Source organism: Brevundimonas sp. (genome assembly GCF_046299595.1).
GTDB lineage: Bacteria > Pseudomonadota > Alphaproteobacteria > Caulobacterales > Caulobacteraceae > Brevundimonas.
Map to the genome: position 1 here is coordinate 1,905,369 of NZ_JBKBHQ010000001.1, position 25,614 is coordinate 1,930,982.

Below are 25,614 nucleotides of genomic sequence, written 5' to 3' on the forward strand. Positions count from 1 at the left end.
GGGCGGGCCAGCAGGGTTAACGCCGCTCTGACAAGGCTTTGCGCCCCTTTCGCCTGACCGGTGCCCGGCAAAATCTGCCGGTTCTGAACGTCTCGTTAACCAAACCGGCCCAAAGCTGCCCTGCGGGATGGACCCTCCCGTTCGGGTCTTTGCGGGCGATGCGATGCTGAAGTTCGGCAAGAAGAAGACGGAGGCCTCTGGCGAGGCCGAGGCTCCGGCTGCGGAAGAGGGCGCCGAGGGCGCACCGGCCAAGAAGAAACCGCCGGTCATGCTGATCGCGGCAGCCGCGGCGCTGGTGCTGCTGGGCGGCGGCGGCGCGGGTGCGTGGTTCCTGTTCCTCAAGCCCAAGCCCGCCAGTGCCGAGGCCCACGGCGAGGGCGCGCCTGCGCCAGCGGCCAAGGCACCTGCTGCCAAGGCCCCGGCGGCCAAGGGCGGGCATGGCGCCGCGACCGGCGAGGGGGCGGGCCAGATTCGCGGCGGACCGGACGGCGTGACCTTCTACACCCTGCCCGACCTGATCGTGAACATTCAGACCGCCGACGGACGCCCCACCTTCCTCAAGCTGCGCCTGACGCTGGAGATGAGTGACCCGCATCTGGCCAGCACGCTGCAAGCGGAATATCCGCGCCTTCAGGACATGTTCCAGGGCTTCCTGCGCGAGCTGCGCCCCGAAGACCTGCACGGCTCGGCCGGCAGCCATCAGCTGCGTCAGGAAATCCTGCGCCGGGTCAATCTGATCGCGGCCCCCGGCCACATCGACGCGGTACTGATCGAGGAGATGCTGGTGCAATGAGCGAGACGCTCGACGCGGCGGGTCTGGGCGAGGATCTGGGGCTGGAGAGCCCCTCGGGCCTGTCCGAGCGCGTGCTCAATCAGGACGAGATCGACAGCCTGCTGGGCTTCGATCTGGGCGACGACGAGGGCACCGAGCGCAGCGGCATCCGGGCGATCATCAATTCGGCGCTGGTGTCCTATGAGCGCCTTCCCATGCTCGAGATCGTCTTTGACAGGCTGGTCCGGCTGATGACGACCAGCCTGCGCAACTTCACCTCGGACAATGTCGAGGTCAGCCTCGACAACATCAGCTCGATCCGCTTCGGCGACTATCTGAACTCGATCCCGCTGCCCGCGATCCTGGCCGTGTTCCGTGCCGAGGAGCTGGACAACTACGGCCTGCTGACGGTCGATTCCAACCTGATCTATTCCATCGTCGACGTGCTGCTGGGCGGGCGCCGGGGCACGGCGGCCCTGCGCATCGAGGGGCGCCCCTATACCACCATCGAGCGCGTGCTGGTCCAGCGCATGATCGAGGTGGTGCTGGCCGACGCCCAGGCCGCCTTCGAGCCGCTGACGCCGGTGCATTTCAATCTGGACCGGCTGGAGACCAATCCGCGCTTTGCCGCCATCGCGCGCCCGGCCAATGCCGCCATTCTGGTCAAGCTGCGCGTGGACATGGAGGACCGGGGCGGGCGCATCGAGCTGCTGCTGCCCTACGCCACGCTCGAGCCGATCCGCAAGATGCTGCTGCAGCAGTTCATGGGCGAGAAGTTCGGGCGCGACAACATCTGGGAAAGCCACCTGGCGACCGAGCTGTGGACCACCCAGCTCGAGGTCAGGGCCGTGCTGGACGAGCATCAGGTGCCGCTGTCCGAGGTGCTGGAGCTGAAGGTGGGCGACACCATCATGCTCAATGCCACGCCCGATACCCCCGTCAGCCTGAGGTGCGGAACCGTGCCGCTGACCCAGGGACGCATGGGGCGACGCGGACAGCATATCGCCGTGCAGGTGGACAAACCCGTCACCGAGGCGGTGGCACGCAAGCTCGCAGGAGGCGGCTGATGGACTTTACCGGGCTCATTCTCGATGGCGTGCTGATGATCCTGCTGGTCTCGGCGCTGGCGTTCGGTGTGCGGCTGAGCGGGCGGCTGAAGGCCCTGCGCGAGGGCCAGCAGCGCTTTGCCGAGGCGGTGGGCGAGCTGAACCAGGCCGCCGCGCGCGCCGAGGCTGCCTTGCGCGCGCTCAAGGCGGCGGGCGAGGAGACGGACCTGCTGCACGATCGCATCGTGGCGGCACGCACCCTCAAAGGTGAGCTGGAAGGCCTTCTGGCCCGCGCGCCGCGCACTGTCGAGCGCCCGGAAATGCCCCCGGCCCGCGCCCCGGCCAGCGCCCCGCCAAGGCCCGCAGCCGAGCGTGCGCCCCTGCGCGTGGTGAGCCCCGAGCCGGAGCCCTCTGCCGAGCGCAGCGCGGACGGCGTGTCCGAGGCGCGGGCCTCGGCCCTGGCGGCGCGGGTGCTTCAGGCCCTGGCCGCTAACCAGTCCGCGCAAGACAATCTGAACCGTGCCCGCGCCAGACTGGACGACGATGCCCTGACGCCGCGCCGCGCGCGCGCCTGAACGAGTCCGACGCCCCATGAGCAAGTTTCCGCGCCTTCTGCCCCTGATCGCCATCGCCATAGGCGGGGTGATTGCCGTGCGCGCCGTGGGCGCCGGGCCGGATCTGTTCCAGGGCGCGCGTGCTCTGGCCGAGACGACCGCAGAGGCCGGAGCCGAGGCTGCGGCCAGCGGAAGCGCCACAGCGAGTGCGCCCGCCGTCTGTGCGCTCAGCCCCGAGCAGCTGGCCGAGCAGGCCGGCATCTCGCCCGCCGAGCTGCGCATCATCCAGAGCCTGTCGGCGCGGCGCGAGGCGCTGGATGCGCGCGATGCCGACTTTGCCACCACCCTGCCGCTGATGGTGGCCGCCGAGCAGCGGCTGGATGCACGCATCGCCGAACTGAACGCCATCCGCGCCGAGGTCACGGCCCTGCTGGGGCAGGCCGACGAGCGCGAGCAGCAGGAGGTCGACCGGCTGGTGCAGGTCTATTCGGCCATGCGCCCGCGCGAGGCGGCGCGCGTGATGAGCACGCTCAACGACGACGTGCGCCTGCCCGTGGCGGCAGCCATGCGCCCGCGTGCGCTCGCCGCCATTCTGGCCCAGATGGAACCGGCCGCGGCCCGCGAGCTGACCGAGAAGCTGGCGCGTCGCTATGAGTCCCAGCAACTGGCCGCACGGGCGGCTGTGGCGGGCACGGGCGGTGCCGAGGCCCCCGCACCTGCGCGCACCAATGCCGAGGCAACGCCCGCCGCCCAGCCGCCTGCGCCTCGCCAGACCCCTGCGCCACGCCAGGCGGCGAACCGGGCCCCAGCCCAGCCCGCAGCCCAGCCCGCAGCCCAGCCCGCGACCCAGCGCACGGCCCAGGCGCCTGACAATGGCAGCGCGGCGGCACCCACCCGCTCGCCCGCAGCACAAGCCCCGGCTCCTGAACCGGCCCCGGAACAGGGTCAGTCCCGCAGCCCCGCCGCGCCGCGTCAGTCGGTGAACTGATCCCTTGCCCATGCGCCCGGCCCGCCGCGTTGACCGCCGCCTTGACGGCAGGGCCGCGCGCCGGGCTCACACGCCGGATCGTCGCCTCAGCCGCCTGAACGACGGCATGTCGGCCCTGACCATGGGCGCGCCCCTGACGGGTCTTTTCTCGGGCAGCAGCGAGGCGTCGCTGGTCAGCTATGCGCTCGCCTTCCTGATCGTCACCATGCGCGTGAAGTTCTGGATCGACGACATGGCCTTCTTTGAAGACCCGCTGAAAGGCGGTGATCGCAGCGACCGGTTCTTCCGCATCGGCATGACCTTTGCCATCGCCAGCTGGGTCATGTTCATCGTCGCCGGTGTCATGGTGCGCGATCCGGTGGTCGCGGGCGCGTGGCTGCTGGGTGCGCTGCTGGTCTCGACTGCTTGGCTGGTGGCCGAGATCGTGGGGCCGAAGTCCTATCGCCTGCAGGCGCTGTGGAGCGCATCCAACGCAGGCTATGTCACCCTGGCCATGGTTCTGGTCCTCTCGCCGTGGCTGGGCGGTGTGCTCGGGGTGGAAGCCTCATGGGTGCAGTGGTTCGCGATTCTGGGCATGGCCCTGGTGCTGTCGGTAGAGATCATCAAGGCCGACTGGCTGAGAAGTGCTGCCGTGCAGCTTGGCGGCGAGACCGGCGGGCGCTGAGGGCGCTTGCACGGGCCGTGGGGCACGCATAAACGGGCCTCATGAGCGAGAACACCATGAACGACAGCCCTCTTCCCGACCGACTCAGCGTCGATCCTGACAGCCCCCACCATCATGCCGAGGTGCTCGAGCGCGGCATCGGGGTGCGCTTTCGCGGCGAGGACCGCACCAATGTCGAGGAATACTGCGTCTCGGAAGGCTGGGTGCGGCTGGCGGTGGGCAACCGGGTCGACCGGCGGGGCAAGCCGCTCACGATCAAGCTGAGCGGCGAGGTCGAGCCCTACGTGCGCGGCAACGCCGACTGAGTACCGCTCAAGGCGATCGGGCCGCGGCGTGACGGGCCGTGCGCGCTCGCGCCATGGTTTACGCTGCGTGAAAACCGCTTGTGACGATTTGAAGACCGTGCTCGATATGCGCCCGATTGCGCGCACGGTGCGCGCCTAATCCAATCAGGAGTCGCGAGCGTGAGTTTGAGCGAAGGGGGGGGCGCGCTTGCGCCTCGCAAGACATTCCTGGGACACCCGCGCGGGCTGGTGATCCTGTTCCTCGCCGAGATGTGGGAGCGCTTTTCCTACTACGGCATGAGAGCGCTGCTGGTGCTCTATCTGACCCAGCACTTCCTGTTCGGCCCGGCCGAGGCGCAGGGCATCTATGCCGCCTATGCCGCCCTCGTCTATCTGATGCCGGTGATCGGCGGGCTGCTGGCCGACAAGTATCTGGGATCGCGCAAGGCCGTGATCATCGGTGCCGTCCTGCTGGTGCTGGGCCACTTCACCATGGCTTTCGAGGGCCGCGGCGGGCGTGACTTCGTCACTGTCGGCGGCACGGAATACGCGCTCGAGGTCGAGGGACGCGACACCGACCGGCGCATCTTTGCCGTCAATGGCGAGGAGCGGGTCGAGATCCGCATCACGCCCGAGGGCATCTCGACGGTGGGCGCGGAGCCTTCCGCCGCCATCGCCTCTGACGTCGGCGCCATCGGCGTGCTCGAGGCCGAGACGGGTGCGGCCCCCGCGCCCCAGGCCGGGGTTGCCACGCCCGGCCCCGATGCGCTTGAGGCCGGTGAGCCTGCCGTGGCTGCCACTCCGCCTGCTGCCGGGTTCCCGGCTGCCGTCGCTCCGGGCGAGTACGAGATTCGCACCGTGCGCGACCTGCGCGCCGAGCCGATCCTGTTTCTGGCCCTTTCGCTGATCATCGTCGGCGTGGGCTTTCTGAAGGCCAATATCTCCACGGTGGTGGGCGCGCTCTATGACGAGGGTGATCCGCGCCGCGATGCGGGCTTCACCATCTTCTATGTCGGCATCAACCTTGGCGCCCTGCTGGCGACCATCCTGTGTGCCTGGCTGGGTATTCAGTACGGCTGGGCCTACGGCTTCGGCCTGGCGGGCATAGGGATGCTGTTCGGCCTGCTGACCTTCATCCTCGGCCAGAGCTGGCTGGAGGGACGCGGCGGCCCGCCCAGGCCCGAGCTGCTGCGCCGCAAGGGCATCCTGGGCCTGCCGTTCGAGGCGATCTTCTGGATCGGCGGCCTGATTGCCGTGCTGCCGGTCTGGCTGATGATCCAGCGCCACGAGCTGATCTCCACCACCTTGCCTACCATCGCAGGGGTCATCTTTGCGCTGGTGGTGGGCTACACCCTGATCCGCCTGCGCGGTGCCGAGCGCACCCGCATGCTGGTGGCCCAGGTGCTGACCTTCTTCTCGGTGCTGTTCTGGGCGCTGTTCGAGCAGGCCGGCTCTTCGCTGACCCTGTTCGCGGACCAGTCCACGGCCATGCCCTCGTGGCTGAATGCGGCCCAGACCCAGTTCTTCAACCCCGCGATCATCGTCGTGCTGGGCCCGGTCATGGCGGCCCTGTGGGTCTGGCTGGCCAGGCGGCGCATGGAGCCCTCCACGCCGGTGAAGTTCTCGTTCGGTCTGGTGTTCGTGGGCGCGGGCTTCCTGCTGCTGGCCTGGGCGGCGCTCACGCAGTCCAGCGTGGATTTCCGCGTGCCGCTGCTGTTCCTGTTCCTGACCTATCTGCTGCACACCATCGGCGAGCTGTGCCTGTCGCCCGTGGGCCTGTCGATGATCACCAAGCTGTCGGTGGACCGCGTGGTGGGCCTGATGATGGGCGTGTGGTTCCTGTCCAGCGCGGTGGCGCACATCGTGGCCGGCTGGATCGCCCAGGCCACGGCGACCGAGACCGTGGCGGGCATCGTGACCAACCGCGAGCTGGCCTTGCAGACCTATGCCGACATCTTCAGCTCCATCGGCTGGGTCGGCGTGGGTGTCGGCGTGCTGCTGCTGCTGATCTCGCCGATCCTGAAAAAAGGCATGGCGGGCGTCCACTAGGCGCTCTTTCCAGACCCGAAATGCAGGAGGGGCGGCGCCGCAAGGCACCGCCCCTTTCGCTTGGGCAAAACGTGCAGGTGAGGGATCAGAACGTCTTGCGCAGGCGAAGCTGGAAGTGGGTGTGGGGGTCGACCTCGCGCCGCTCGACGAAGGCCACGGCCCGCGTGACGCGATCGGCATAGACTTCGCGCTCGATGACGAAGTCGTTCCAGATGTTGACCTGGGCGCGCAGCGACAGGTCCGGGCGCGGCTTGTACTCGGCGAACAGCACCAGATAGTTGTTGATCTCGACGCGGGTGGTCTGGTCGGGATCGAAGATGGTCTCGCCGAAGGGCGGCAGGTACTCCACCCCCCAGTTCGTGTTCCAGCGCGGCAGCTCCTGGGTGAAGGAGACGCTGTGGCGGAAGTGCTGGACCCCCGAGATGCGGCGGCTCTCGCCCGTGGTCGGGTCCGTCACGCTGGAGTTCTGGAAGCTGGTGTTCAGCTGAAGGCGTGCGCCGTCGATGCCGAGGCGCTCCAGCGGCAGGGTCAGGTTGGCATTGAGGCGCGTGTGGGTGCCATCGCCGATGTTGCCGCGCGCGCTGAGACCGCCGGGCAGGGGGATGCGGTCGATCACATCGCTGATCCGGTCGTGGCGCAGGGTGAGGGTGAAGGCGCCCTCGTCCCAGAAGCGGCGCTCCCACACGCCCTCGTAGATCCAGCGCTTCTGGGGCACCAGGTCGATGTTGCCGCCGAACACATCGTCGTTGCTGAGCGCCACCGAGGCGGCGAAGTCGCTGAAGTTGAGCTGGCCCAGCTCGCGCTCGACGCGAAAGCGCAGCTGGTTGCCCGGCGCGGGCGTCCAGGTCAGTTGCAGGCGCGGCTTGGCATAGAAGAAGTCGCGCTCGCTGGTGGCATCGCCGCTCTGGCTGATGGTGGAGTTCTCGAGGCGCAGGCCCGCCTCGACGCTGAGCTGGCTGGTGGGCCGCCAGGTGGTGCGCCCGAACACCTCTGCGCGCACTTCCTCGACGCGCACGCTGGCCGAGGGCAGGGGCACGGGCACGCCGTTGATCGTGAAGGCCTGGTCGGTCTCGCGGAACGTCTGGCCGATCTCGCCGCCGAACTGATAGGACAGTGTGGGCGAGCGCTCGAAGCGCAGCGAGCCCTGGGCGATGGTCTCGCCGCTGGTGCCATCATAGAGGAACAGCTGCTCGGTGCCGGGCACGCGGCCCGAGTTGATTCCCTCGAACTCTCCGCGCTGGGCCATCAGGCGGCCCTCGAAGCGCACGCCCTCGCGCAAGGTGCGCTCGTAGCGCATGGCGGCGTTGTAGCTGCGGCTGTCGTCGCGGCTCTCGAACACGCGCTCGCCCAGCGCGCCGGAGATGATCTCCTCGTTGGTGAAGTTGCCGTCCCACGCCGATCCGCTGATGTCCACGCGCCCGCCCAGAGCCGGACCGGCCCAGTTGCCGCGCAGCTGCCAGCCGTCGCCCCACACATCTTCCTCGACGCGATCCTCGCGCAGTATCGTGCCGTCCGGCGCGCGCCGCACCAAGGTGCCATAGCCGATGGAATCGCTCATGCTGAGGGTGCGGGCCACCTGAAAGCCGTACTGCCGCTCGCCGTCGCGCACCGTGAAGTCATAGCGCCCGTTCCACATGACGCGGCCATGCTCCCAGGGGATCACGCCGATCTGAAGCGCCTGCTCGCGCGATACGCCGCCACGCAGGATCACATTGACCACCACGGGGTGGCCCTGCATGTCGATGCCCGGTGCCCCGCCCCGGATCAGGTCGATGCGCTCGACCTGGTTGGCAGGCGTGCGCGCCAGGATCGACAGGGCGCCCTCGTTCTTGGACGCCGGGCGCGCGCCACCGATCAGAACATTGCCGACCGCGCCCTCGAAACCGCGGACATTGCTGCCGTCGGTGGGCGAGAAGCCGGGAATGCGCATCACCATGTCCTGGGCGGTGCTGGGGCGATAGTCGGCGAAGAACTCGGGGCCGAAGGACAGCACGGCTTCGCTGGCCGCGGTGGACGGAGCCGGCGGGGCGGCATCCTGTGCTGCGTTCTGGGCTGCGGCGGGCAGGGCCATGGCGAGGGCAAGGGCGGATGCGCTGAGCGCGAGAAAGGTGCGGCGGCGGTTGTTGTTTTTCATTGGGCGTCTCCTGAACTGAGCGCAGGGATGCCGCCGGGACGCCTATGCTTCCAGTTACAAAGCAGACATCTGGATTAAATCGGATTTATATATGAAAAGCGCTTCATGACATTCCTGTCATGAAGTCATGTGAGCAGCGATTACTTACAGTGAAGTGGAAGCGGCAGGCGGGATCAGACCGCCGTGCCGCCCACGGTCAGGCCGCGAATCTTCACGCTGGGCTGGCCGATGCCGACGGGCACGCCCTGTCCGGCCTTGCCGCAGACGCCAATGCCCGGATCGAAGGCGAAATCGTTGCCGATCATCTCGATGCGGGTCAGGGCCGTGGCGCCGTCACCGATCAGGGTTGCGCCGCGCACGGGCGCGGTGATGCGGCCGTCCTCGATCAGATAGGCCTCGGTGCACTGGAACACGAACTTGCCGCTGGTGATGTCGACCTGGCCGCCGCCGAAGTTCACCGCATAGAGCCCGCGCCGCGTCGAGGCGATCATGTCGGCAAGGCTGTCGCTGCCGCCTTCCATGAAGGTGTTGGTCATGCGCGGCATGGGGATGTGGGCATAGGACTGGCGCCGTCCGTTGCCGGTGGCGCGCTCGCCCATCAGGCGCGCGCTCATGCGGTCATGCATCAGCCCGACCATGATGCCGTCCTCGATCAGCACGGTGCGCGAGGTGGGCGTGCCCTCGTCGTCGATGGAGAGCGAGCCGCGCCGCCCCTCGATGGAGCCATCGTCCACCACGGTCACGCCCGGCGCTGCGACGCGCTTGCCCATCATGCCGTTGAACACCGAGCTGCCCTTGCGGTGGAAATCGCCCTCGAAGCCGTGGCCGACCGCCTCGTGCAGAAGCACGCCGGGCCAGCCGGGACCGAGCACCACATCCATTTCGCCTGCGGGACAGTCGATGGCCTCGAGATTGATCAGGGCCTGACGCAGCGCCTCGTCCGTCTGGGCCTGCCAGCGCTCGGGCGTGATCCAGGCCTCGAAGCCCGAGCGCCCGCCCGCGCCTGCGCCCGCACTCTCGCGCCGGCCATCCTGCTCGACGGTGACGGCGACGGACAGGCGCACCAGCGGGCGCACATCACGGAAGGTCCGCCCGTCCTGGCGCACGATCTCGATGGCGCGGCGCTCTCCTGCGAGCGAGGCCGACACCTGCACCACGCGCGGATCGCGTGCCCGGGCATAGGCATCGATGTCCTGCAACAGGGCGATCTTGTCAGAGAAGGCGGGCGAGGCGAGCGGGTCATCCTCGCCATAGAGCTTGCGGTTGGTGGCGGGAGGCGCATCGGCGGCAGTGCCGACATGGCCGCGCCGCGCCAGGGCCGCCGCCTCGCCCGCGCGCGCGAAGGCCTCGAGGCTGATCTCGTTGGCATGGGCATAGCCCGCGGTCTCGCCCGCGACGACCCGCAGGCCAAATCCTTCGGACACATCGTAAGAAGCCGATTTCAGCCGCCCGTCGTCGAAGACCAGGGCCTCGCTCTCGGTGCGCTCCAGAAAAAGCTCGCCATCGTCCGCGCCGCGCAGCGCGTCCTGCAAGATCGCATCGACGGAGGCGCGCTCAAGCTCGTGGGCTTCGAGCAGCGAGGCGGGAGCAGGGGGCGAGACTGGGGGCGAGATTGGGGGCGAGACTGGGGCACTGGAAGGGGGCATGAGGGCTCCGGCAGGAAGGCGGATCGAGCAGGTGTCGCCCCTACATAGGCAATGAGGCAGAGCCCTCAAAGTGCCGGGGCCACAGCGCATCGACAGATCGTCCCGCAGCGGGGGCGGGCATGGCGCAGGGGCGTGTGCGGCCACAAACGCACACAAAAAGGGCGGGGCTGCGACCTTTCAATCGCTTGGCAAGCGCGAGGCAAGCCGATATTGACCCGGCATGACGCCGTATGCCCCGCTTCGCGGAGCTTCGGCCCGTGGACGCTGGCAGCGCCTCATCGCACGAGGAGCCCGCCCTGCGGTAAGGATGAAACATGACCATGAGGGTTTCTGGTATGGGGATGCGCGCACGAATCGGGGCCGCCTGGGCCTTTGTCGGCGCTGTGCTGACAATGGCCGTGATGGCGCTGCCCGCAGCAGCCTCCGCGCCGCTGATGGGCCAGCCGACGCCGGGGGCCATCGGCCTTCAACCGGCCGCCTCGCCGCTCAAGGAGCACGCGCACTTCTTCCACAACGTCATCCTGATGCCGATCATCACGGGCATCTCGCTGCTGGTGCTGGGCCTGCTGCTCTGGGTGGTGTTCCGTTACAACCGTCGCCGCAATCCGGTGCCCGCCAAGTGGAGCCACAACACCACCATCGAGGTGATCTGGACCCTGGTGCCCGTGGCGATCCTGATCTTCATCGCGGTGTTCTCGTTCCGCCTTCTGTTCACCTATCACGACATGCCCGAGCCGGACATCACGGTGAAGGTGACGGGCAACCAGTGGAACTGGTCCTACGAATATCCCGATCTGGGCGTGCCGGAATACATCTCGAATATGCTGCCCGAGGACCAGACGACGCCCCAGCTCTATCGCCTCGCGGCCGACGAGCCGATGGTGGTGCCGGTGGGCCAGACCGTGCGTCTGCTGGTGACGGCCTCGGACGTGATTCACGCCGTCGCCCTGCCGGCCTTCGGCCTCAAGGTCGATGCCATTCCCGGCCGCCTCAACGAGACCTGGTTCCGCGCCGACCGCACCGGCGTCTTCTACGGCCAGTGCTCGGAGCTGTGCGGCGTCGATCACGCCTTCATGCCGTTGCAGATCAATGTGGTGACCCAGGCCGAGTTCGAGGCCTGGGTGGCCTCGCGCGGCGGCTCCATGCAGGTGGCCGAGGCCGAGGCGCCCGCCGCACCGGCGGCTCCGGCTGCGGCTCCGGCTTCTGGCGAGACTTCTGGCGAGGCGAGCGTGACGCCCGCCTCGCTCACCACTTCCACCCCTTCTCAGGCGGCGGTTCAGCCCGCCGTCGCCCGCTAGGTTTCCGGCGAGAGGCTAGACAGAGACACCCATGGCCACCGCATCCGCACACACTCACGACGACGGGCACGATCACAAGCCCGGCTTCTTTGTCCGCTGGCTGTTTTCGACCAACCACAAGGACATCGGCACCCTCTACATCATCTTCGCCATCATGGCGGGGGTGGTCGGCGGCGCGCTCTCGGGCCTGATCCGCTGGGAGCTGGCCGAGCCGGGCATGCAGGTGTTCGTGCCGGGCGGTCTGGTCGAGCAGCTCGGCCTCGTCGAGGCGTCCAAGCACGGCTACAACGTGACGGTGACGGCCCACGCCCTGATCATGATCTTCTTCATGGTCATGCCCGCCATGATCGGCGGCTTTGGCAACTGGTTCGTGCCGATCATGATCGGTGCGCCGGACATGGCCTTCCCGCGCATGAACAACATCTCGTTCTGGCTGCTGGTGTCGGCGTGGGTGCTGCTGGTCATGTCCATGTTCGTGGACGGCGGGCCGGGGCGGGGCTTCGGCGGCGGCTGGACCATCTATCCCCCGCTATCGACCATGGGCCATACGGGACCGGCGATGGATCTGGCGATCTTCTCGCTGCACGTCGCGGGGGCCAGCTCGATCCTCGGTGCCATCAATTTCATCACCACCATCTTCAACATGCGCGCGCCGGGCATGACGCTGCACCGCATGCCGCTGTTCGTGTGGTCGGTGCTGATCACCGCCTTCCTGCTGCTGCTGTCCCTGCCGGTCCTGGCGGGCGCCATCACCATGCTGCTGACCGACCGCAACTTCGGCACCAGCTTCTTCGATCCCGCCGGTGGCGGTGATCCGGTGATGTTCCAGCACCTGTTCTGGTTCTTCGGCCACCCCGAGGTGTACATCCTGATCCTGCCGGGCTTCGGCATCATCAGCCACATCGTCTCGACCTTCTCGAAGAAGCCCGTGTTCGGCTATCTGGCCATGGCCTATGCGATGGTCGCCATCGGCTTCATCGGCTTCGTGGTGTGGGCGCACCACATGTACACCGTGGGCATGAGCATCAATCTGCGCGCCTATTTCGTGGCCGCGACCATGATCATCGCCGTGCCGACAGGGGTGAAGATATTCAGCTGGATCGCGACCATGTGGGGCGGCTCGCTGAGCTTCAAGACGCCCATGATGTGGGCCATCGGCTTCATCTTCCTGTTCACTCTCGGCGGCGTGACCGGCGTGGTGCTGTCCAACGCCGGCATCGATTACAGCCTGCACGACACCTACTATGTCGTGGCGCACTTCCACTATGTGCTGAGCCTCGGTGCCGTGTTCGCCATCTTCGCGGGCTTCTACTACTGGTTCGAGAAGATGTGGGGCGTGAAGTACAACGAGATGCTGGGCCAGGCGCACTTCTGGATCACCTTCATCGGCGTGAACGTGATCTTCTTCCCCCAGCACTTCCTCGGCCTGCAGGGCATGCCGCGCCGCTATGTGGACTATCCCGAGGCCTATACCCTCTGGAACCAGGTCTCGAGCTGGGGCTATGCCATCACCCTGGTGGGCATGGCCGTGTTCTTCATCCTGCTGATCGAGGCCGCCGTGCGCCGCCGCAAGGCCGAGGCCAATCCGTGGGGCGAGGGGGCAACGACGCTGGAGTGGACCCTGTCCTCGCCGCCGCCGTTCCACCAGTTCAACGAGCTGCCGGTCATCAAGGCCGACGAGAAGCACTGATGCGCTGACAGGCTGCCGCGCCCGTGCGCGGCGGCCTGTGCCGCCGGAACCGAGGGGGCTCAGGTGCCATGGTGCGTCTGGGCCTTCTTGCTTGAGGGCCTAGGCCCTGTCTTCCCCGCCGCGGCGGGGCATACCCCGAGGAGGCCCCGGCCCATGGCGACGCCGCGCGCCGACATCCCCGTCTCGACCGCCCAGCCGGAAGACTATTTCCAGCTGCTCAAGCCGCGGGTCATGTCGCTGGTGATCTTCACCGCGGTGGTGGGTCTCGTGGTGGCGCCGGGCAGTCTTCCGTTCGGGCTGGCCGTGGTGGCGATCTTGTGCATCGGCCTTGGCGCAGGGGCTGCGGGCGCGCTCAACATGGCGCTGGAGGCCGAGACCGACGCCCTGATGCGCCGCACGCGCGGACGGCCCGTGGCGGCAGGGCGCATCGCACGGGGCGATGCCATGAGCTATGGCGTCATCCTGTCGGTGGCTTCGGTGACCCTGCTGGGTCTGGCGGTGAACTGGCTGGCGGCGGGTCTGCTGGCCCTGACCATCGTCTATTATGCGGGGCTCTATACCCTGGTGCTGAAGCGGCGCACGCCCCAGAACATCGTCATCGGCGGTGCCGCCGGGGCCTTTCCGCCCGTGATCGGCTGGGCGGCGGCCACGGGCAGTGCGCCATGGCAGGCGTGGCTGCTGTTCCTCATCATCTTCCTGTGGACCCCGCCGCACTCGTGGGCGCTGGCGCTCTATTCGGCCGGAGACTATGCCAAGGCGGGCATTCCCATGATGCCGGTGGCCAGGGGCGCGCGCGCGACCCGGCTGCAGATCCTGCTCTACAGCCTCGTTCTGGTGCCGGTGGCGGTGCTGCCGGGTCTGCTGGGCATGGGCGGGGCGATCTATCTGGCCGCGTCCATCGGGGGCGGGGCGCTGTTCCTGCTGCTGGCCTATCGCCTGTGGCGCTCGCGTGCCGGTGATGCCCCGCCGGGAGAGGCCAGTGCCGACAAGCCCGATGCCGTGGGCCGCGAGGCCGCGCTTTATGACGTGCGCGCCCAGTCCAAGCCCGCACGCAACCTGTTCGCCTATTCCATCGCCTATCTGTTCGTGCTGTTCGCCGCCCTCTTGGTGGAGAACATGCCCCTTGTGCAAGGATGCCCGACATGCAGCTGACCCCCGAGGAGCTAAAGGCCCGCAAGCGGCGAAACGTCGCTTTGGCTCTGGCGCTGGTGGCCTTTATTGTGATCGTGTTCGCCGTGACGGTGCTGCGTCTCAGCGCCAACATCGCCGCGAACGCCGCCGGTTGATCCCTGCACGCCCCGCGTCCGAGGGGCGAGGTTACGGAGACGATGGACAAGAACGCGCGTACAGCCCTGATCTGTGTCGTGGTGGTGGCCGGCATGACCGGCGCGGCCTTTGCTGCCGTGCCGCTGTATCAGCTGTTCTGTCAGGTGACCGGTTTCGGCGGCACGGTCAGCCGCGCCGACGAGGCGCCGGGCGAGGTTCTGGAGCGCACCGTCACCATCAGCTTCGATACCAATGTGCGCGGCCTTGAGTGGGAGTTCACCCCCGAGGTGCGCCGCCAGAGCGTGCACATCGGCGAGACGGGCATCGCCTATTTCCGTGTGACAAACACCTCTGACCGGCCCCTGTCGGGCACGGCGGCCTACAATGTGGTGCCCAACCACGCCGGACCCTATTTCCAGAAGCTGCAGTGCTTCTGCTTCGAGGACCAGACCCTCCAGCCCGGCGAGAGCATGAGCTTTCCGGTCCAGTATTTCGTGGCCCCCGAGATGGCCACCGACCGTGAGGGGCAGGGCATCACCAACATAACGCTTTCCTACACCTTCTATCCCACCGACCGCTTCGATCAGCGTGCACAGATGGATGCACGTCCGGGGCTTGGCGGACAGGGCTAGGCGAGGCTATAGCAACCGCAACCGCTCACTTCCCGCGCTTTGCTGTTCAGCGCGACCGAACCGAGAGATTTCATGGCCGACGCCCACGCCGCTCCCAAGCACGACTATCACCTCGTCGACCCGAGCCCCTGGCCGCTGGTGGCATCGATTGCCACCACCATCATGATGGTAGGCGCGGTGATCTGGATGAAGGGCATGTTCGGCCTGTCCGGCCCCATGGTGTTCATCGTGGGCTTTGCCGCCGTGCTCTATTCCATGTTCGGCTGGTGGGCAGACGTGGTGAAGGAAAGCCGCAAGGGCGATCACACGCCGGTGGTCTCGCTGGGCCTGCGCTATGGCATGGTGCTGTTCATCGCCTCCGAGGTGATGTTCTTCGCCGCCTTCTTCTGGATCTTCTTCGAGATGGCGCTGTGGAATGAATCGCGCACGCTCATCCCCGAGTTCGGCAACTGGACCGAGACGGCCGCAGCATGGTCCACCTGGCCGCCCCAGGGCGTCGAGACGCTTTCGGCCTGGCACTTGCCGCTGCTCAATACGGTGATCCTGCTTCTGTCGGGCACCACGGTGACGTGGGCGCACCATGCGCTTCAGGTCGGCAAGCGCGGCGAGGCCAAGCTGGGCCTGGCCCTGACCATCGCGCTGGGTGTGCTGTTCACGGGCGTTCAGGCCTATGAGTACTACCACATCCTGCACGACAACCTGTTCTTCAACGACGAGGCGATGAACTCGGGCCTGTATGGTTCGATCTTCTTCATGGCCACGGGCTTCCACGGCTTCCACGTTCTGGTGGGCACGCTGTTCCTGACCGTCTGCCTGATCCGCCTGCTGCGCGGTCACTTCACGCCCCAGAAGCACTTCGGCTTCGAGGCGGCGGCCTGGTACTGGCACTTCGTGGACGTGGTGTGGCTGTTCCTGTTCGCCTTCGTCTATGTGACGTTCGGATAAGGTGAGCGAAGCGCCCTCCGGCCCGTCGACACCCGGTGCGCGGCCCCTCGATCGCAGGGCCGCCGCCCTTGCCGGGCTGAGGGGGCGCTGTCCCGTCTGCGGGCGCGGGCGGCTGTTCTCGGGCTTTCTCAAGATCGCGCCGCGCTGCACCGCCTGCGGCTTCGATCACGGCGGGGAAAACACCGGCGACGGGCCTGCCGCCTTCATCATCCTGATCGCCGGGTTCGTGGTCGGCTTCTCGGCGCTGTTCGTCGAGATGCGCTTCTCGCCGCCGATCTGGGTGCACCTGATCGTCTGGCTGCCCATGGTCGCGGGGCTTTCGCTGGCGATGATGCAGCCGCTCAAGGGCCTGATGGTGGCGCTTCAGATCGTCAACCGCGCGTCCGAGGTGCGCAATGACGAGTTCTGAGCCCGCGCAGCGCTTTGGGCGGGGCCGCTTTCCCTGGCTGCTGGTGCTCATCAGCCTGCCGCTGATTGCCGCCCTGCTCTGGCTGGGGCTCTGGCAGGTTCAGCGGCTGGAATGGAAGTCCGCCCTGATCGAGGACGCGGAGCGCGCCGAACAGGCGCCGCCCGTGCCTCTGGCTGCCCTGCTGGCGTCAGGCGAGCGGCCCGGCTTTCGCCGCGTCATCGTGCGCTGTCCGGGGCTGGCGGGCGCACCTTACGTGGAGCTTCAGTCCATCCATGAGAGCGAGGCCGGGGTGCGCCTGATATCCGTCTGCCGACCCGAGGGCGTGCAGGGCGTGTGGCTGATCGACCGGGGTTTCGTGCCCGGCGACGACGGGCCGCGGCCGCAGGTGCGGGCCAGCGAGGCCATGACCGGGTTCACGAGCGAGTTCACAGGCATCATCCGCCAGATTGACGCCCCCCATGCCCTGACGCCTGCGCCGCGCGGCCTGCGCTTCTACGGCCGCGACCATGCAGCGATGGCGCAGGCACTGGGCGTGCAGGGGCCGGTGGTGAGCGATCTGGTCATACTGGCCGAGAGCCCCGTCAATCCCGAGGTCGAGGCCCTGCGCCCGGCCATTCCGCCTGCGGCGTTCTCGAACAATCATCTCGGCTATGCCCTGACCTGGTTCGGCCTGGCGCTGGCCCTGATCTTCGTCGTGGGGCTCAAGGTCCGCCAGAGCCTGCGCAAATGAGTCTGCGCCCATGAGCCATCATGTCCTGAACAGCGGCGTGCGCGTGATCGCCGACCCCATGGCCGGTCTGCGGACCCTGGCCATCAGCCTTGTGATCCGCGGCGGCGCGCGCTGGGAGGACGAGACGTGCTCGGGCTGGTCGCACCTGCTGGAGCACATGGTGTTCAAGGGTGCAGGCCCGCGCGACGCGCGCGCCCTGGTCGAGGCCATCGAGGCGGGCGGCGGCAGCCTGAACGCCTACACCGGCTATGAATACACCAGCTATCAGGCCCGCGTGCTGGAAGGCCAGCTGCCGCTGGCGCTCGAACTTCTGTCCGACCTCGTGTTCGCCCCCACCCTCGATGAGCGCGAGCTGGTGCGAGAGAAGGGCGTGATCGCCCAGGAGATCGCCGAGGCCTTCGACACGCCCGACGATCATGTGTTCGAGATGGCACAGGCCCGCGCCTACGAGGGCCAGTCGCTGGGCCGCTCCATCCTCGGCACCACGGCCAGCATAGGCACCGCCGGGCGCGACGATCTGAACACATGGCGCGGCACCCTTTATGCGCCCGCCCACATGGTGCTGTCGGTCTCCGGTGCGGTGGACGAGGACGACCTGCTGGCTCTGGCCGAGGCGCGTTTCGGGCACGCGCCCGAGGGCCAGCCCGATCCGGCGCTGGTGCCCGCGCGCTTCGAGGGGGGTGTGGCGACGGACGTGCGCCGCATCGAACAGGCCAATCTGGTTTTCGAGCTGCCCGCGCCGGGCCTCGGCGATCCGCGCTGGCACGCGCTGAAGGTGCTGAGCGAGATTCTGGGCGGGGGCATGGCGTCCCGCCTGTTTCAGGAGGTGCGCGAGAGGCGCGGTCTGGCCTATGCCATCGACGCCTTCCATCAGGGCTATGAGGACACGGGCGTGCTGGGCATCTATGCGGCCACCTCGGGTGCCGATGCGGCCCAGCTCGGCACGGTGGTGGCCGATGAGCTGAAGCGTCTTGCCGACGACGGCCCGATGGCGGACGAGGTGGCCCGCGCCCGCGCCCAGGTGCGCGCCCAGGCCTTCATGGCCGCCGAGAGCCCGGCTGCGCGCGCCGAGCGGGCCGGGGTCCAGACCCTGATGATGGGCGCACCCGAAAGCCTCGATGCGTTGGGGATGGCCCTTGATGCCGTGGATGCGCCCGCCGTCATGGCCCTGGCGCGCGACATGCTGGGACAGCGGCGCGCGGCGGTGGCGGCGCTGGGTCCGGCGCGTGCCGGGGCAGGCGCCGAAGCCTTCATGAAGGCGCTCGTGGCATAAGCGCGCGCTTTGGGCCATGATGGGCCATGGCCCTGATGGACTGGATGAACGAGCCCGAGGTGCCGCTGGTGCGCGGCGAGGGGGTTTACCTGCGGCCGCCGCGCCTGTCCGACCACGGGGCATGGGCGGCTTTGCGCGAGGCATCGAGAGACTATCTGCAGCCCTTCGAGCCGACCTGGCCCGAGGGCGACCTGACCCGCGCGGCCTTCAAGCGGCGCCTCGGCATCTATGAGCGCGAGAGCGAGCTGGGCAATGCCCTGCCGCTGTTCCTGTTCTGCGAGCACAGCGGCGATCTGGTCGGGGCCATGACCCTGTCGAACATCCGCCGGGGCGTCAGCGAGGCGGGCACTCTGGGCTACTGGATCGGCGAGCGGTTTTCGGGTCAGGGCTATGGTACGCGCGGGGTGAGGGCGATCACGCGCCACGGCTTCGAGGCCCTGGGCCTGCACCGCATCGAGGCGGCCTGCGTGCCCGACAACATACGATCGCGCCGGGTTCTGGAAAAATCGGGCTTCCGGCTGGAAGGAACGGCCCGCGCTTATTTGAAAATTAACGGGGTCTGGAGAGATCATCTCCTGTTCGGATTGCTGGCCGACGATCCAGTCGGCTGACAATGACATATCGCCACCTGCCTCCTTTTCTGGACGGCGGGCCGGGTGATGCGGGGGGCAGAAGCGCTTTGAACGACCGATCGAGAAGTCTGGTCTGGGACACCACCCTGACAATCGAGGCTCTGGCCGCCGCCGACGTGGCGCTGTGGTCGTGGTGCCCGCGTGAGGACCGTCTGTCCATTTCGGGAGCCAGCAGGGCGCTTGGCCTTGGCCCGCTGGCCCCTGACTGCACCGGTGCCGCCTTTGCCGCCCTCGCCATGCCTCAGGACCGCACCCTGGCCGACGAGCTGCTGAAGCCGCGCGTGGAAGGCTCGGAGGTTGCCCTTCGTCTGCGTATGCGCGGCTCGGAGACCTGCCTGTGGCGCGGCGTGTGGCTGGAGGACGGTCTGCGTGCAGCCGGCATCGTGGCGCTGGAATCGAAGTTCACCGGCACCGATACCGATGCCCTGACCGGCCTGCTGGACCGGCGTACCTTCCTGGCGCGTGCGCGCGATGCCCTGATCGAGCCGGGCGAGTACGAGATGGTGGTGGCCGACGTGGACCGTCTGCGCCGTCTCAACGAGGCCCTGGGCCACGAGAGAGCCGATCTGGTGCTTTCGGCGCTGGGCTCGCGCCTGGCGGCGGCCTTCCCTTCGGATTCCCTGCCCGCGCGCGTGGGCGAGGACGAGTTCGCGGTGCTGGCGCGCATCAATGGCGGTGCCCGCGTGGCGGATCGCGTGCGCGAGGCGCTGGAACAGCCCCTGCGCGTGGCGGGCTTCGACATCTATCCGACCGTCTCGATCGGGGCGGTGCGCGCCGAGGGCGGACCCGATGCGGCGGATTCCGCCGAACTGCTGCGCCGTGCGGAACTGGCGGTCGAGTCGGCCAAGGGCGGCGGGCGCAGCGGACTGGCGGCCTACGGGCGTGCGCTGGAGAGCGACTCGCTCTCGCGTCTGGCGCTGGAGAGCGATCTTCGCAACGCGCTGGTGCGCGGCGAGGTCGAGCCCTTCTATCAGCCCATCGTCAACCTCGACACCGGCGCGGTGGCGGGCTTCGAGGCCCTGGTGCGCTGGCGCCATCCCAAGCGCGGACTGGTGCCGCCGGACGAGTTCCTGACCCTGGCCGCCGAGATGGGCCTGATGAACGACATCGGCCTGCTGATGATGCAGGGATCGGCCCGGCAGCTCGCCGAGTGGCTGGCGCGCCATCCGCGCGCGGGCAAGCTGTTCGTCAGCGTCAATCTCTCGACCATCGAACTGGAGCGCGAGGGGCTGATCGAGGACGTGGCGCGCATCCGTTCCGAGACGCGCCTGCCGCCCGGTGCGCTCAAGCTGGAAGTGACCGAAAGCGATATCATGCGCGATCCCAACCGCGCCGCCCTGACCTTGCAGGCACTGCGTGAGGCGGGCGCGTCGCTGGCGCTTGACGACTTCGGTACCGGCTTTTCATCGCTGTCCTATCTGGCGCGGCTGCCCTTCGACACGCTCAAGATCGACCGGTACTTCGTGCTGACCATGGGCGAGGACGAGGGCTCGTCCAAGATCGTGCGCTCGGTGGTGGCGCTGGGCCGCGACCTGTCCCTTGAGGTGGTGGCCGAGGGGGTGGAGAACGCCGCGCTGGCGCGCAAGCTGCTGGGCGCTGGCTGCCACTATGGTCAGGGCTTTGGCTACGCGCCGGCCCTGCCCGCCCAGGAGGCCGAGGTCTATCTCAATGAATCGCTGTCGGACGGCATGGCGCCGATCAAGGCGAGGTCGGGCTGAGACCGGGCGTGGCCTGCAAGATCGGGCCTGGGTCAGGCATGGCCTGACAGGCTGCTGAGATTGGCGGCATTGATGCCCAGCAGGGCGAGCGCCCGCGACCACTTGCCCGCATAGTCGTCATCGAAGATCAGCGCCTCGTCCGCATCAAGCGTCAGCCAGACGTTCTCGAGCAGCTCGCCCTCGAGTTGGCCCGCATCCCAGCCCGCATACCCCAGCGCCAGAAAGGCCCGGCGCGGCCCCTCGCTGATACCGCTCAGCGCCAGCAGGGCCTCGCGCGTGGTGGTCAGACCCAGCCCCGGCCTGATCGGCAAGGTGGCCTCCTCTATGCGCCAGTCATCGGAGTGGATCACGAAGCCACGCTCGCGCTCAACAGGTCCGCCCGAGAGCACGGGAGCATCGGCATTGGGCAGGTCCATCTCGATGCCGAGCCGCTCCATGACCCGCGCCAGCGTCACGCCGCGCGCAGGCTGGTCGAGGCGCACGCCCAGGGCGTGCTCGTCGGTGTGGGCACACACCAGTATCACCGCGTGCTCGAAGCGCTCGTCGTCGATACCGGGCATGGCCACGAGAATGCGCCCGGCGAGGCTGTGCTCGGGCTCCAGCCTCGGCCTCGGAGTGATGGAGGGCTCATGATCCATGAGGGCATCAAAGCGATGATGGGAACGGAAGGCAAGGTTTGGGGGTTGGCGCAGTCACCTGCGCGGCCTATCTGTCGGCCAGCGTGATCCTCCTCCCATGAAAGAGACTGTCATGACCATCCAGCCCGGCGATCGCCTGCCCGAGTGCACCCTGACCACCCCGTCCAAGGACGGTCCCCAGGCGGTTTCGACCAGCGAGCTGTTCAAGGGCAAGACCGTCGCCCTGTTCGCGGTGCCCGGTGCCTTCACGCCGACCTGCTCGGCCCGTCACCTGCCCGGCTTCAAGGACAAGAAGGACGAGCTGAAGGCCCGCGGCATCGACCAGATCGCCTGCCTGTCGGTCAACGACGCCTTCGTCATGCAGGCCTGGGGCGAGAGCCAGGGCGTTGACGGCGGCGAGATCCTGATGCTGGCCGACGGCAATGGCGAGTTCACCCGCAAGCTCGGCCTCGAGCTGGACGCCAGCAAGTTCGGCATGGGCGAGCGCTCGCAGCGCTATTCCATGATCGTCGAGGACGGCGTGGTGAAGACGCTCAACGTCGAGGAAGGCGGCGAGTTCAAGGTCTCGTCCGCCGAGCACCTGCTGACCCAGCTCTGATCCGTCAGGCGGCGGCGCTGGCCCCTTCGCCCGCGTCGCCCGCCTCTGCCGCCGCGCTGAGCACATGGTTGACCGCACCCAGCAGGGCAGCGGGCGTCAGCGGCTTGGAGACGAAATAGTTCATCCCTGCGTCCATGCAGGCGGCCACGTCGTCTTCGGAAGTATCGGCGGTGACGGCGATCACCGGCGTGAACTGGTTGGGTCCGGCGTGCGCGCGAAGGCGGCGCGTGGTCTCGCGACCGTCCAGCTCGGGCATGCGCACATCCATGAACACCAGATCGAACGGCTCCGCTCCGGCGGCCTCCAGCGCGGCCATGCCGTCGGCGGCGGTGGCGACATTCACGCCCAGCGGCATCAGGATCAGCTGTATGGCGCGGCGATTGATCTCGTGATCGTCGACGATCAGCACGCTGAGCGCGCGGCCCGCATCCTCGCCTTGCGCGGCCTGCTGCGCCTCGGGCTCGGCGGGAGCCTGCGAGGGGGCGGCTGAAACAGTCCGGGGCTCGGCAGCTTCAGCGACCGCAGGTTCGGCCGCCGCAGGCGCGGGCGCGGGCGCGGGTGCGGGCGCGATCCGGGCGGGCGTCACCAGGGCGGGAGGCGCGACCAGCAGGGTGCGGATGGCCTCGCGGGTCTCCAGGGTGGCATTGGCGAGCGCGGGCGTGGAGCCGGCATCGACCGGATCGAGGTTGAGGGCGATGGTGAAGGCGGCGCCAAGGCCCTTCTCGCTGCGCACGGTCAGGGTGCCGCCCATCAGGCGCACCAGATCGCGGCTGATGCTGAGGCCGAGGCCCGATCCGCCGAACTTGCGGCTGACACCCTCGGCGGTCTGGTCGAAGGGGGTGAACAGGCGCGCGAGCTGCTCGCGGTCCATGCCCGGCCCGCTGTCGCTGATCTCGATGGTGAGGGCGTGCTGGCCGTTCTCGTTCACCCAGGCGCTGAAGCGCACGCAGACGAAGCCGTCGGTGGTGAACTTCAGGGCGTTGGAGAGAATGTTGTTCATGACCTGCTGAAGGCGCATGCCGTCGGCGCGCACATGGGAAGGAACGCTCGCCGCGCCCTCGATGCGAAAGCGCAGGCCCTTGGCGCGGGCCTCGCGCTGCCACAGTTGCAGGCTCCGGGCCAGCAGGGCGCGCAGGGGCAGGTCCGAGGGCTCGACCCTCATGCCGCCCGCCTCCAGCTTGGCGTGGTCGAGCAGGTCGTCCAGCAGTGCCCGCATCATGATGCCGGCTTGGGTGATGAGGGCGGCGTGGGCGCGCGCCGAGCTGTCGGTGGCGGTGCGCTCAAGCTCGTGGGCGCCGGTGAGAATGGCCCCGATGGGCGTGCGCAGGTCATGGCCGACGGCCGCGAGCATGGCGCTGCGGCTGTTCATCAGGGCCTCGGCCTCGCGCTGGCGGGCCTCGGCCTCGCGGCGCGCGGCGCTCTCGGCCAGCCAGGCCTTCTCGACCATGTGCCACAGGCTGATGCAGTAGCCGACATAGACGATCAGGCTGAGGGTGACGGCGACGATGAAGATGCGCGGCGCGCCCGCTGCGGCCATGAAGACCGGCGTCATGGCCATGTAGAGCACATGGGGCGCCAGCGTCGCGGCCAGCACGGCCTTGGAGCGCGGCGAGTTCATCACCGCATAGATCGAGGCCGCCGATACCAGTATGGCGGCAGCCACGCCGCCGAACTCGCCGCCCGACAGCCACAGCGCCGCCGACAGCGAGGAAAAGATCACCGAGTTGATGCCGAGCACCAGCAGGCCCCCGGCCGTCCTCAGGCTGCCAAAGCCCTCGCGGCGCCCCGAGGTGATGGGCGCGAAATAGACTGCCTCGATGACCTGTATGGCGAAATAGGCGCAGGCCCAGAGCGCCACGACTTCCCAGCCGATCACCGGCGTGAACACCAGGGCCGTGATGCAGCCCATGCCCGAGCGCAGCACGAGCGAGCGTCTGCGCTGGCGCACGGCGGTGGCCAGGGTGGTGTCGTGTTCACGCATCTGTCTTGAGGGCATAACCGTTTCCCCGGACCATCACTGATGAGGAGGCGAGACGGGCTTCTTGGCGGCCTGATGGCGCTCCCTCAGGCTCCCACAGTGGCACACAAGGGCCTAACGCGGCGTCAACGCGTGCGGGGGCTTCCGGCTTCGGCGGCGCGGGCCAGATCGCGGTTGAGCCGGGCGATCAGGCCCGGACCCTCGAACACCAGCGCGCTGTAGATCTGCACCGCATGGGCACCGGCCTGAAGGCGGGCCTCGACATCGCCTGCCGTCTCTATGCCCCCAGCCGCGATCAGGGCGAGGCGACCGTCCGCAGCGGCTGCGGCATGGCTCAGCGCCTTGAGGGCCCTGTCTTTCAGCGGCGCACCCGACAGGCCCCCCGACTGGGGCGCATGGGGCGAGCGCAGTGTCTCGGGCCGCTCCAGCGTGGTGTTCGAGACCACCATGCCATCGAGGCCGTGGGCGATCACACTGGCGACAATGGCACCTATGGCCTCGGCATCGAGATCGGGCGCGATCTTCAGGAACAGGGGTGCGCGGACCGCAGGCGACAGGCGCGCGCGGGCCTCGGCCAGGGCGTCCAGCAGGCGCGCCAGCTCCTGATCGCCCTGAAGGGCACGCAGGCCGGGCGTGTTGGGCGAAGAGATGTTGATGGTGAAATAGTCCGCCAGACCCCATAGGCGCTGAAGCCCCGTCACATAGTCGACGGTTCGGTCCTCGCTGTCCTTGTTGGCGCCCAGATTGGCACCGACCACACCGCTCACGCGGCCGCGCGCAAGGTGTGCCTCGAGCCGCCGCGCGAAGGGCTCCAGTCCCTCGTTGTTGAAGCCCATGCGGTTGATGACCGCGCGATCCTCGCTGAGGCGGAACAGGCGCGGTCGCGGGTTGCCGCTCTGGGGGCGCGGCGTGACCGAGCCGCACTCGATGAAGCCGAAGCCCAGGGACAGCAGCCCGTCGATGGCGACGGCATCCTTGTCGAACCCTGCGGCCAGACCTATGGGCGAGGGCAGCGACAGCCCGGCAAGCGTGGTGCGCAGCGCAGGCGCAGGCGCGGGCGCACGCGGGCCAAGGCCTATCTGCACCGCCTTCAGCGCCAGGGTATGGGCCTGTTCGGGATCGAGCGCGCGCAGCAGCTCCAGCCCCAGATCGTGAACAGCGCTCAAGGCTCGATGCCCAGACTGCGGGGCGTGAAGTGGCCCTCGAAGGTGAAACGCTCGGCGGCATCGACACCAAAGACGCACAGCGCCGCCGTGGGAAAGCCCTCGGACAGGCGCGCGCCGGCAGAAGCGGGGCCTGCGCCTTCTTCCAGAAGTTCGAGCGCCAGTTCGTGAATTCCGGGGTTGTGGCCGATCACCAGCAAGGTGCCCGGCTGGGCCATTGCCGCCTCGATGCGGGCACGCCAGCGCGAGGCGGGTGCATTGTAGAGGGCCTCGTCCTCGCTGGCGACGGCGTCGGGAAACAGCGGGGTCATGGCCTGCCAGGTGCCGCGCGTGCGTGCGGCCGACGAGACCAGCACACGATCAGGCCGCAGCCTGCGCTCTGCCAGCGCCTCGCCCATGGCCAGCGCCTGTGCCAGTCCGCGCGGGCTCAAGGCGCGGTCGAAGTCGCGGCCCGAGGCGCTGGCGCGCTCGGCCTTGGCATGGCGCATGATGATGAGGCGGTCCATG

General features: G+C 68.3%; 25 protein-coding genes. 19 read left to right on the forward strand and 6 right to left on the reverse strand.

The features are described from left to right. The first annotated feature begins 163 nt into the window (after positions 1-163). The 7 genes from ACK4E3_RS09365 (at position 164) to ACK4E3_RS09395 (ending at position 6,357) form a co-directional block, all read left to right on the forward strand. A complete protein-coding gene (locus ACK4E3_RS09365) occupies positions 164-793 on the forward strand; it encodes a flagellar basal body-associated FliL family protein (protein ID WP_409701223.1) in 630 nt (209 codons plus the stop codon). Then, complete coding sequence (gene fliM / locus ACK4E3_RS09370) at positions 790-1,839, forward strand: flagellar motor switch protein FliM (protein ID WP_409699615.1); 1,050 nt, start codon at positions 790-792, stop codon at positions 1,837-1,839. Before ACK4E3_RS09365 ends, fliM begins: the two co-directional genes overlap by 4 nt. After that, positions 1,839-2,393, forward strand: coding sequence for a DUF6468 domain-containing protein (locus ACK4E3_RS09375; protein ID WP_409699618.1), 555 nt, complete (start codon positions 1,839-1,841; stop codon positions 2,391-2,393). The genes fliM and ACK4E3_RS09375 overlap by 1 nt, the downstream gene beginning before the upstream one ends. A 16-nt stretch (positions 2,394-2,409) precedes the next feature. Next, positions 2,410-3,360, forward strand: coding sequence for a MotE family protein (locus tag ACK4E3_RS09380; RefSeq protein ID WP_409699621.1), 951 nt, complete (start codon positions 2,410-2,412; stop codon positions 3,358-3,360). Between the two features lie 10 nt (positions 3,361-3,370). After that, positions 3,371-4,024: a hypothetical protein gene (locus tag ACK4E3_RS09385; RefSeq protein ID WP_409699624.1), complete on the forward strand. Its 654-nt coding sequence runs from the start codon at positions 3,371-3,373 to the stop codon at positions 4,022-4,024. Between the two features lie 56 nt (positions 4,025-4,080). After that, positions 4,081-4,329, forward strand: a complete 249-nt coding sequence (locus ACK4E3_RS09390) for a DUF3297 family protein (RefSeq protein WP_409701226.1) — start codon at positions 4,081-4,083, stop codon at positions 4,327-4,329. Positions 4,330-4,488: 159 nt separating this feature from the next. Beyond that, positions 4,489-6,357: a peptide MFS transporter gene (locus ACK4E3_RS09395; RefSeq protein WP_409699627.1), complete on the forward strand. Its 1,869-nt coding sequence runs from the start codon at positions 4,489-4,491 to the stop codon at positions 6,355-6,357. An 85-nt stretch (positions 6,358-6,442) separates the two neighbouring features. On the opposite strand, the gene ACK4E3_RS09400 is transcribed toward ACK4E3_RS09395, so the two are convergent. Together ACK4E3_RS09400 and tldD are read right to left on the reverse strand one after the other, a co-directional pair. Continuing rightward, positions 6,443-8,491 (reverse strand): TonB-dependent receptor domain-containing protein, encoded by a 2,049-nt coding sequence (locus tag ACK4E3_RS09400; protein WP_409699630.1) that lies wholly within the window; start codon positions 8,489-8,491, stop codon positions 6,443-6,445. A gap of 173 nt (positions 8,492-8,664) precedes the next feature. Continuing rightward, complete coding sequence (gene tldD, locus ACK4E3_RS09405; RefSeq protein ID WP_409699633.1) at positions 8,665-10,137, reverse strand: metalloprotease TldD; 1,473 nt, start codon at positions 10,135-10,137, stop codon at positions 8,665-8,667. 320 nt (positions 10,138-10,457) lie between these two features. Here tldD and coxB point away from each other — a divergent pair, with 320 nt between their 5' ends. From coxB to ACK4E3_RS09460, 11 genes are all read left to right on the forward strand, one after another. Beyond that, the gene (gene coxB / locus ACK4E3_RS09410) at positions 10,458-11,435 is read left to right on the forward strand and encodes a cytochrome c oxidase subunit II (protein WP_409699636.1); all 978 of its coding nucleotides are present in this window, start codon (positions 10,458-10,460) and stop codon (positions 11,433-11,435) included. Positions 11,436-11,466: 31 nt separating this feature from the next. Beyond that, complete coding sequence (gene ctaD, locus ACK4E3_RS09415) at positions 11,467-13,125, forward strand: cytochrome c oxidase subunit I (protein ID WP_409699639.1); 1,659 nt, start codon at positions 11,467-11,469, stop codon at positions 13,123-13,125. 153 nt (positions 13,126-13,278) lie between these two features. Then, on the forward strand, positions 13,279-14,277 hold the full coding sequence (gene cyoE, locus ACK4E3_RS09420) for a heme o synthase (RefSeq protein ID WP_409699642.1): 999 nt from the start codon (positions 13,279-13,281) through the stop codon (positions 14,275-14,277). Next, on the forward strand, positions 14,268-14,411 hold the full coding sequence (locus tag ACK4E3_RS09425; RefSeq protein WP_409699645.1) for a hypothetical protein: 144 nt from the start codon (positions 14,268-14,270) through the stop codon (positions 14,409-14,411). Before cyoE ends, ACK4E3_RS09425 begins: the two co-directional genes overlap by 10 nt. 42 nt (positions 14,412-14,453) lie before the next feature. Then, positions 14,454-15,023, forward strand: coding sequence for a cytochrome c oxidase assembly protein (locus ACK4E3_RS09430; RefSeq protein WP_409699648.1), 570 nt, complete (start codon positions 14,454-14,456; stop codon positions 15,021-15,023). 72 nt (positions 15,024-15,095) lie between these two features. Continuing rightward, the gene (locus ACK4E3_RS09435) at positions 15,096-15,968 is read left to right on the forward strand and encodes a cytochrome c oxidase subunit 3 (protein WP_409699651.1); all 873 of its coding nucleotides are present in this window, start codon (positions 15,096-15,098) and stop codon (positions 15,966-15,968) included. Between the two features lies 1 nt (position 15,969). Beyond that, positions 15,970-16,377, forward strand: a complete 408-nt coding sequence (locus ACK4E3_RS09440; RefSeq protein WP_409699654.1) for a DUF983 domain-containing protein — start codon at positions 15,970-15,972, stop codon at positions 16,375-16,377. Next, entirely contained in the window at positions 16,364-17,107 is a 744-nt protein-coding gene (locus tag ACK4E3_RS09445; RefSeq protein ID WP_409699657.1) for an SURF1 family protein, read from the forward strand. The genes ACK4E3_RS09440 and ACK4E3_RS09445 overlap by 14 nt, the downstream gene beginning before the upstream one ends. Positions 17,108-17,117: 10 nt before the next feature. After that, positions 17,118-18,380 (forward strand): M16 family metallopeptidase, encoded by a 1,263-nt coding sequence (locus tag ACK4E3_RS09450; RefSeq protein WP_409699660.1) that lies wholly within the window; start codon positions 17,118-17,120, stop codon positions 18,378-18,380. A gap of 26 nt (positions 18,381-18,406) precedes the next feature. Further along, positions 18,407-18,991, forward strand: a complete 585-nt coding sequence (locus tag ACK4E3_RS09455; RefSeq protein ID WP_409699663.1) for a GNAT family N-acetyltransferase — start codon at positions 18,407-18,409, stop codon at positions 18,989-18,991. Between the two features lie 68 nt (positions 18,992-19,059). Further along, positions 19,060-20,730: a putative bifunctional diguanylate cyclase/phosphodiesterase gene (locus tag ACK4E3_RS09460; RefSeq protein ID WP_409699666.1), complete on the forward strand. Its 1,671-nt coding sequence runs from the start codon at positions 19,060-19,062 to the stop codon at positions 20,728-20,730. Between the two features lie 32 nt (positions 20,731-20,762). Here ACK4E3_RS09460 and ACK4E3_RS09465 read toward each other — a convergent pair whose 3' ends face one another. After that, on the reverse strand, positions 20,763-21,368 hold the full coding sequence (locus ACK4E3_RS09465; RefSeq protein ID WP_409699669.1) for a YqgE/AlgH family protein: 606 nt from the start codon (positions 21,366-21,368) through the stop codon (positions 20,763-20,765). Positions 21,369-21,480: 112 nt separating this feature from the next. Here ACK4E3_RS09465 and ACK4E3_RS09470 point away from each other — a divergent pair, with 112 nt between their 5' ends. Further along, the gene (locus ACK4E3_RS09470) at positions 21,481-21,966 is read left to right on the forward strand and encodes a peroxiredoxin (RefSeq protein ID WP_409699672.1); all 486 of its coding nucleotides are present in this window, start codon (positions 21,481-21,483) and stop codon (positions 21,964-21,966) included. 4 nt (positions 21,967-21,970) lie between these two features. Here the strand turns inward: ACK4E3_RS09470 and ACK4E3_RS09475 are convergent, their stop codons facing one another. From ACK4E3_RS09475 to ACK4E3_RS09485, 3 genes are all read right to left on the reverse strand, one after another. Then, the gene (locus tag ACK4E3_RS09475; RefSeq protein ID WP_409699675.1) at positions 21,971-23,947 is read right to left on the reverse strand and encodes a response regulator; all 1,977 of its coding nucleotides are present in this window, start codon (positions 23,945-23,947) and stop codon (positions 21,971-21,973) included. A gap of 122 nt (positions 23,948-24,069) precedes the next feature. After that, complete coding sequence (locus ACK4E3_RS09480) at positions 24,070-25,110, reverse strand: quinone-dependent dihydroorotate dehydrogenase (protein WP_409699678.1); 1,041 nt, start codon at positions 25,108-25,110, stop codon at positions 24,070-24,072. Beyond that, the gene (locus ACK4E3_RS09485; protein ID WP_409699681.1) at positions 25,107-25,613 is read right to left on the reverse strand and encodes a SixA phosphatase family protein; all 507 of its coding nucleotides are present in this window, start codon (positions 25,611-25,613) and stop codon (positions 25,107-25,109) included. Before ACK4E3_RS09485 ends, ACK4E3_RS09480 begins: the two co-directional genes overlap by 4 nt. Between the last annotated feature and the right edge of the window lies 1 nt (position 25,614).

What these genes read in the sequence shown, in the direction of transcription:
- ACK4E3_RS09425 (WP_409699645.1), top strand. Translation starts at nt 14,268, where the DNA reads ATGCAGCTGACCCCCGAGGAGCTAAAGGCCCGCAAGCGGCGAAACGTC.
- ACK4E3_RS09435 (WP_409699651.1), top strand. Translation starts at nt 15,096, where the DNA reads ATGGCCGACGCCCACGCCGCTCCCAAGCACGACTATCACCTCGTCGAC.
- fliM (WP_409699615.1), top strand. Translation starts at nt 790, where the DNA reads ATGAGCGAGACGCTCGACGCGGCGGGTCTGGGCGAGGATCTGGGGCTG.
- ctaD (WP_409699639.1), top strand. Translation starts at nt 11,467, where the DNA reads ATGGCCACCGCATCCGCACACACTCACGACGACGGGCACGATCACAAG.
- ACK4E3_RS09455 (WP_409699663.1), top strand. Translation starts at nt 18,407, where the DNA reads ATGGCCCTGATGGACTGGATGAACGAGCCCGAGGTGCCGCTGGTGCGC.
- cyoE (WP_409699642.1), top strand. Translation starts at nt 13,279, where the DNA reads ATGGCGACGCCGCGCGCCGACATCCCCGTCTCGACCGCCCAGCCGGAA.
- ACK4E3_RS09485 (WP_409699681.1), bottom strand. Translation starts at nt 25,613, where the DNA reads ATGGACCGCCTCATCATCATGCGCCATGCCAAGGCCGAGCGCGCCAGC.
- ACK4E3_RS09475 (WP_409699675.1), bottom strand. Translation starts at nt 23,947, where the DNA reads ATGCGTGAACACGACACCACCCTGGCCACCGCCGTGCGCCAGCGCAGA.
- ACK4E3_RS09465 (WP_409699669.1), bottom strand. Translation starts at nt 21,368, where the DNA reads ATGGATCATGAGCCCTCCATCACTCCGAGGCCGAGGCTGGAGCCCGAG.
- ACK4E3_RS09385 (WP_409699624.1), top strand. Translation starts at nt 3,371, where the DNA reads ATGCGCCCGGCCCGCCGCGTTGACCGCCGCCTTGACGGCAGGGCCGCG.
- ACK4E3_RS09380 (WP_409699621.1), top strand. Translation starts at nt 2,410, where the DNA reads ATGAGCAAGTTTCCGCGCCTTCTGCCCCTGATCGCCATCGCCATAGGC.
- ACK4E3_RS09400 (WP_409699630.1), bottom strand. Translation starts at nt 8,491, where the DNA reads ATGAAAAACAACAACCGCCGCCGCACCTTTCTCGCGCTCAGCGCATCC.
- ACK4E3_RS09445 (WP_409699657.1), top strand. Translation starts at nt 16,364, where the DNA reads ATGACGAGTTCTGAGCCCGCGCAGCGCTTTGGGCGGGGCCGCTTTCCC.
- coxB (WP_409699636.1), top strand. Translation starts at nt 10,458, where the DNA reads ATGAGGGTTTCTGGTATGGGGATGCGCGCACGAATCGGGGCCGCCTGG.
- tldD (WP_409699633.1), bottom strand. Translation starts at nt 10,137, where the DNA reads ATGCCCCCTTCCAGTGCCCCAGTCTCGCCCCCAATCTCGCCCCCAGTC.
- ACK4E3_RS09375 (WP_409699618.1), top strand. Translation starts at nt 1,839, where the DNA reads ATGGACTTTACCGGGCTCATTCTCGATGGCGTGCTGATGATCCTGCTG.
- ACK4E3_RS09430 (WP_409699648.1), top strand. Translation starts at nt 14,454, where the DNA reads ATGGACAAGAACGCGCGTACAGCCCTGATCTGTGTCGTGGTGGTGGCC.
- ACK4E3_RS09390 (WP_409701226.1), top strand. Translation starts at nt 4,081, where the DNA reads ATGAACGACAGCCCTCTTCCCGACCGACTCAGCGTCGATCCTGACAGC.
- ACK4E3_RS09470 (WP_409699672.1), top strand. Translation starts at nt 21,481, where the DNA reads ATGACCATCCAGCCCGGCGATCGCCTGCCCGAGTGCACCCTGACCACC.
- ACK4E3_RS09365 (WP_409701223.1), top strand. Translation starts at nt 164, where the DNA reads ATGCTGAAGTTCGGCAAGAAGAAGACGGAGGCCTCTGGCGAGGCCGAG.
- ACK4E3_RS09450 (WP_409699660.1), top strand. Translation starts at nt 17,118, where the DNA reads ATGAGCCATCATGTCCTGAACAGCGGCGTGCGCGTGATCGCCGACCCC.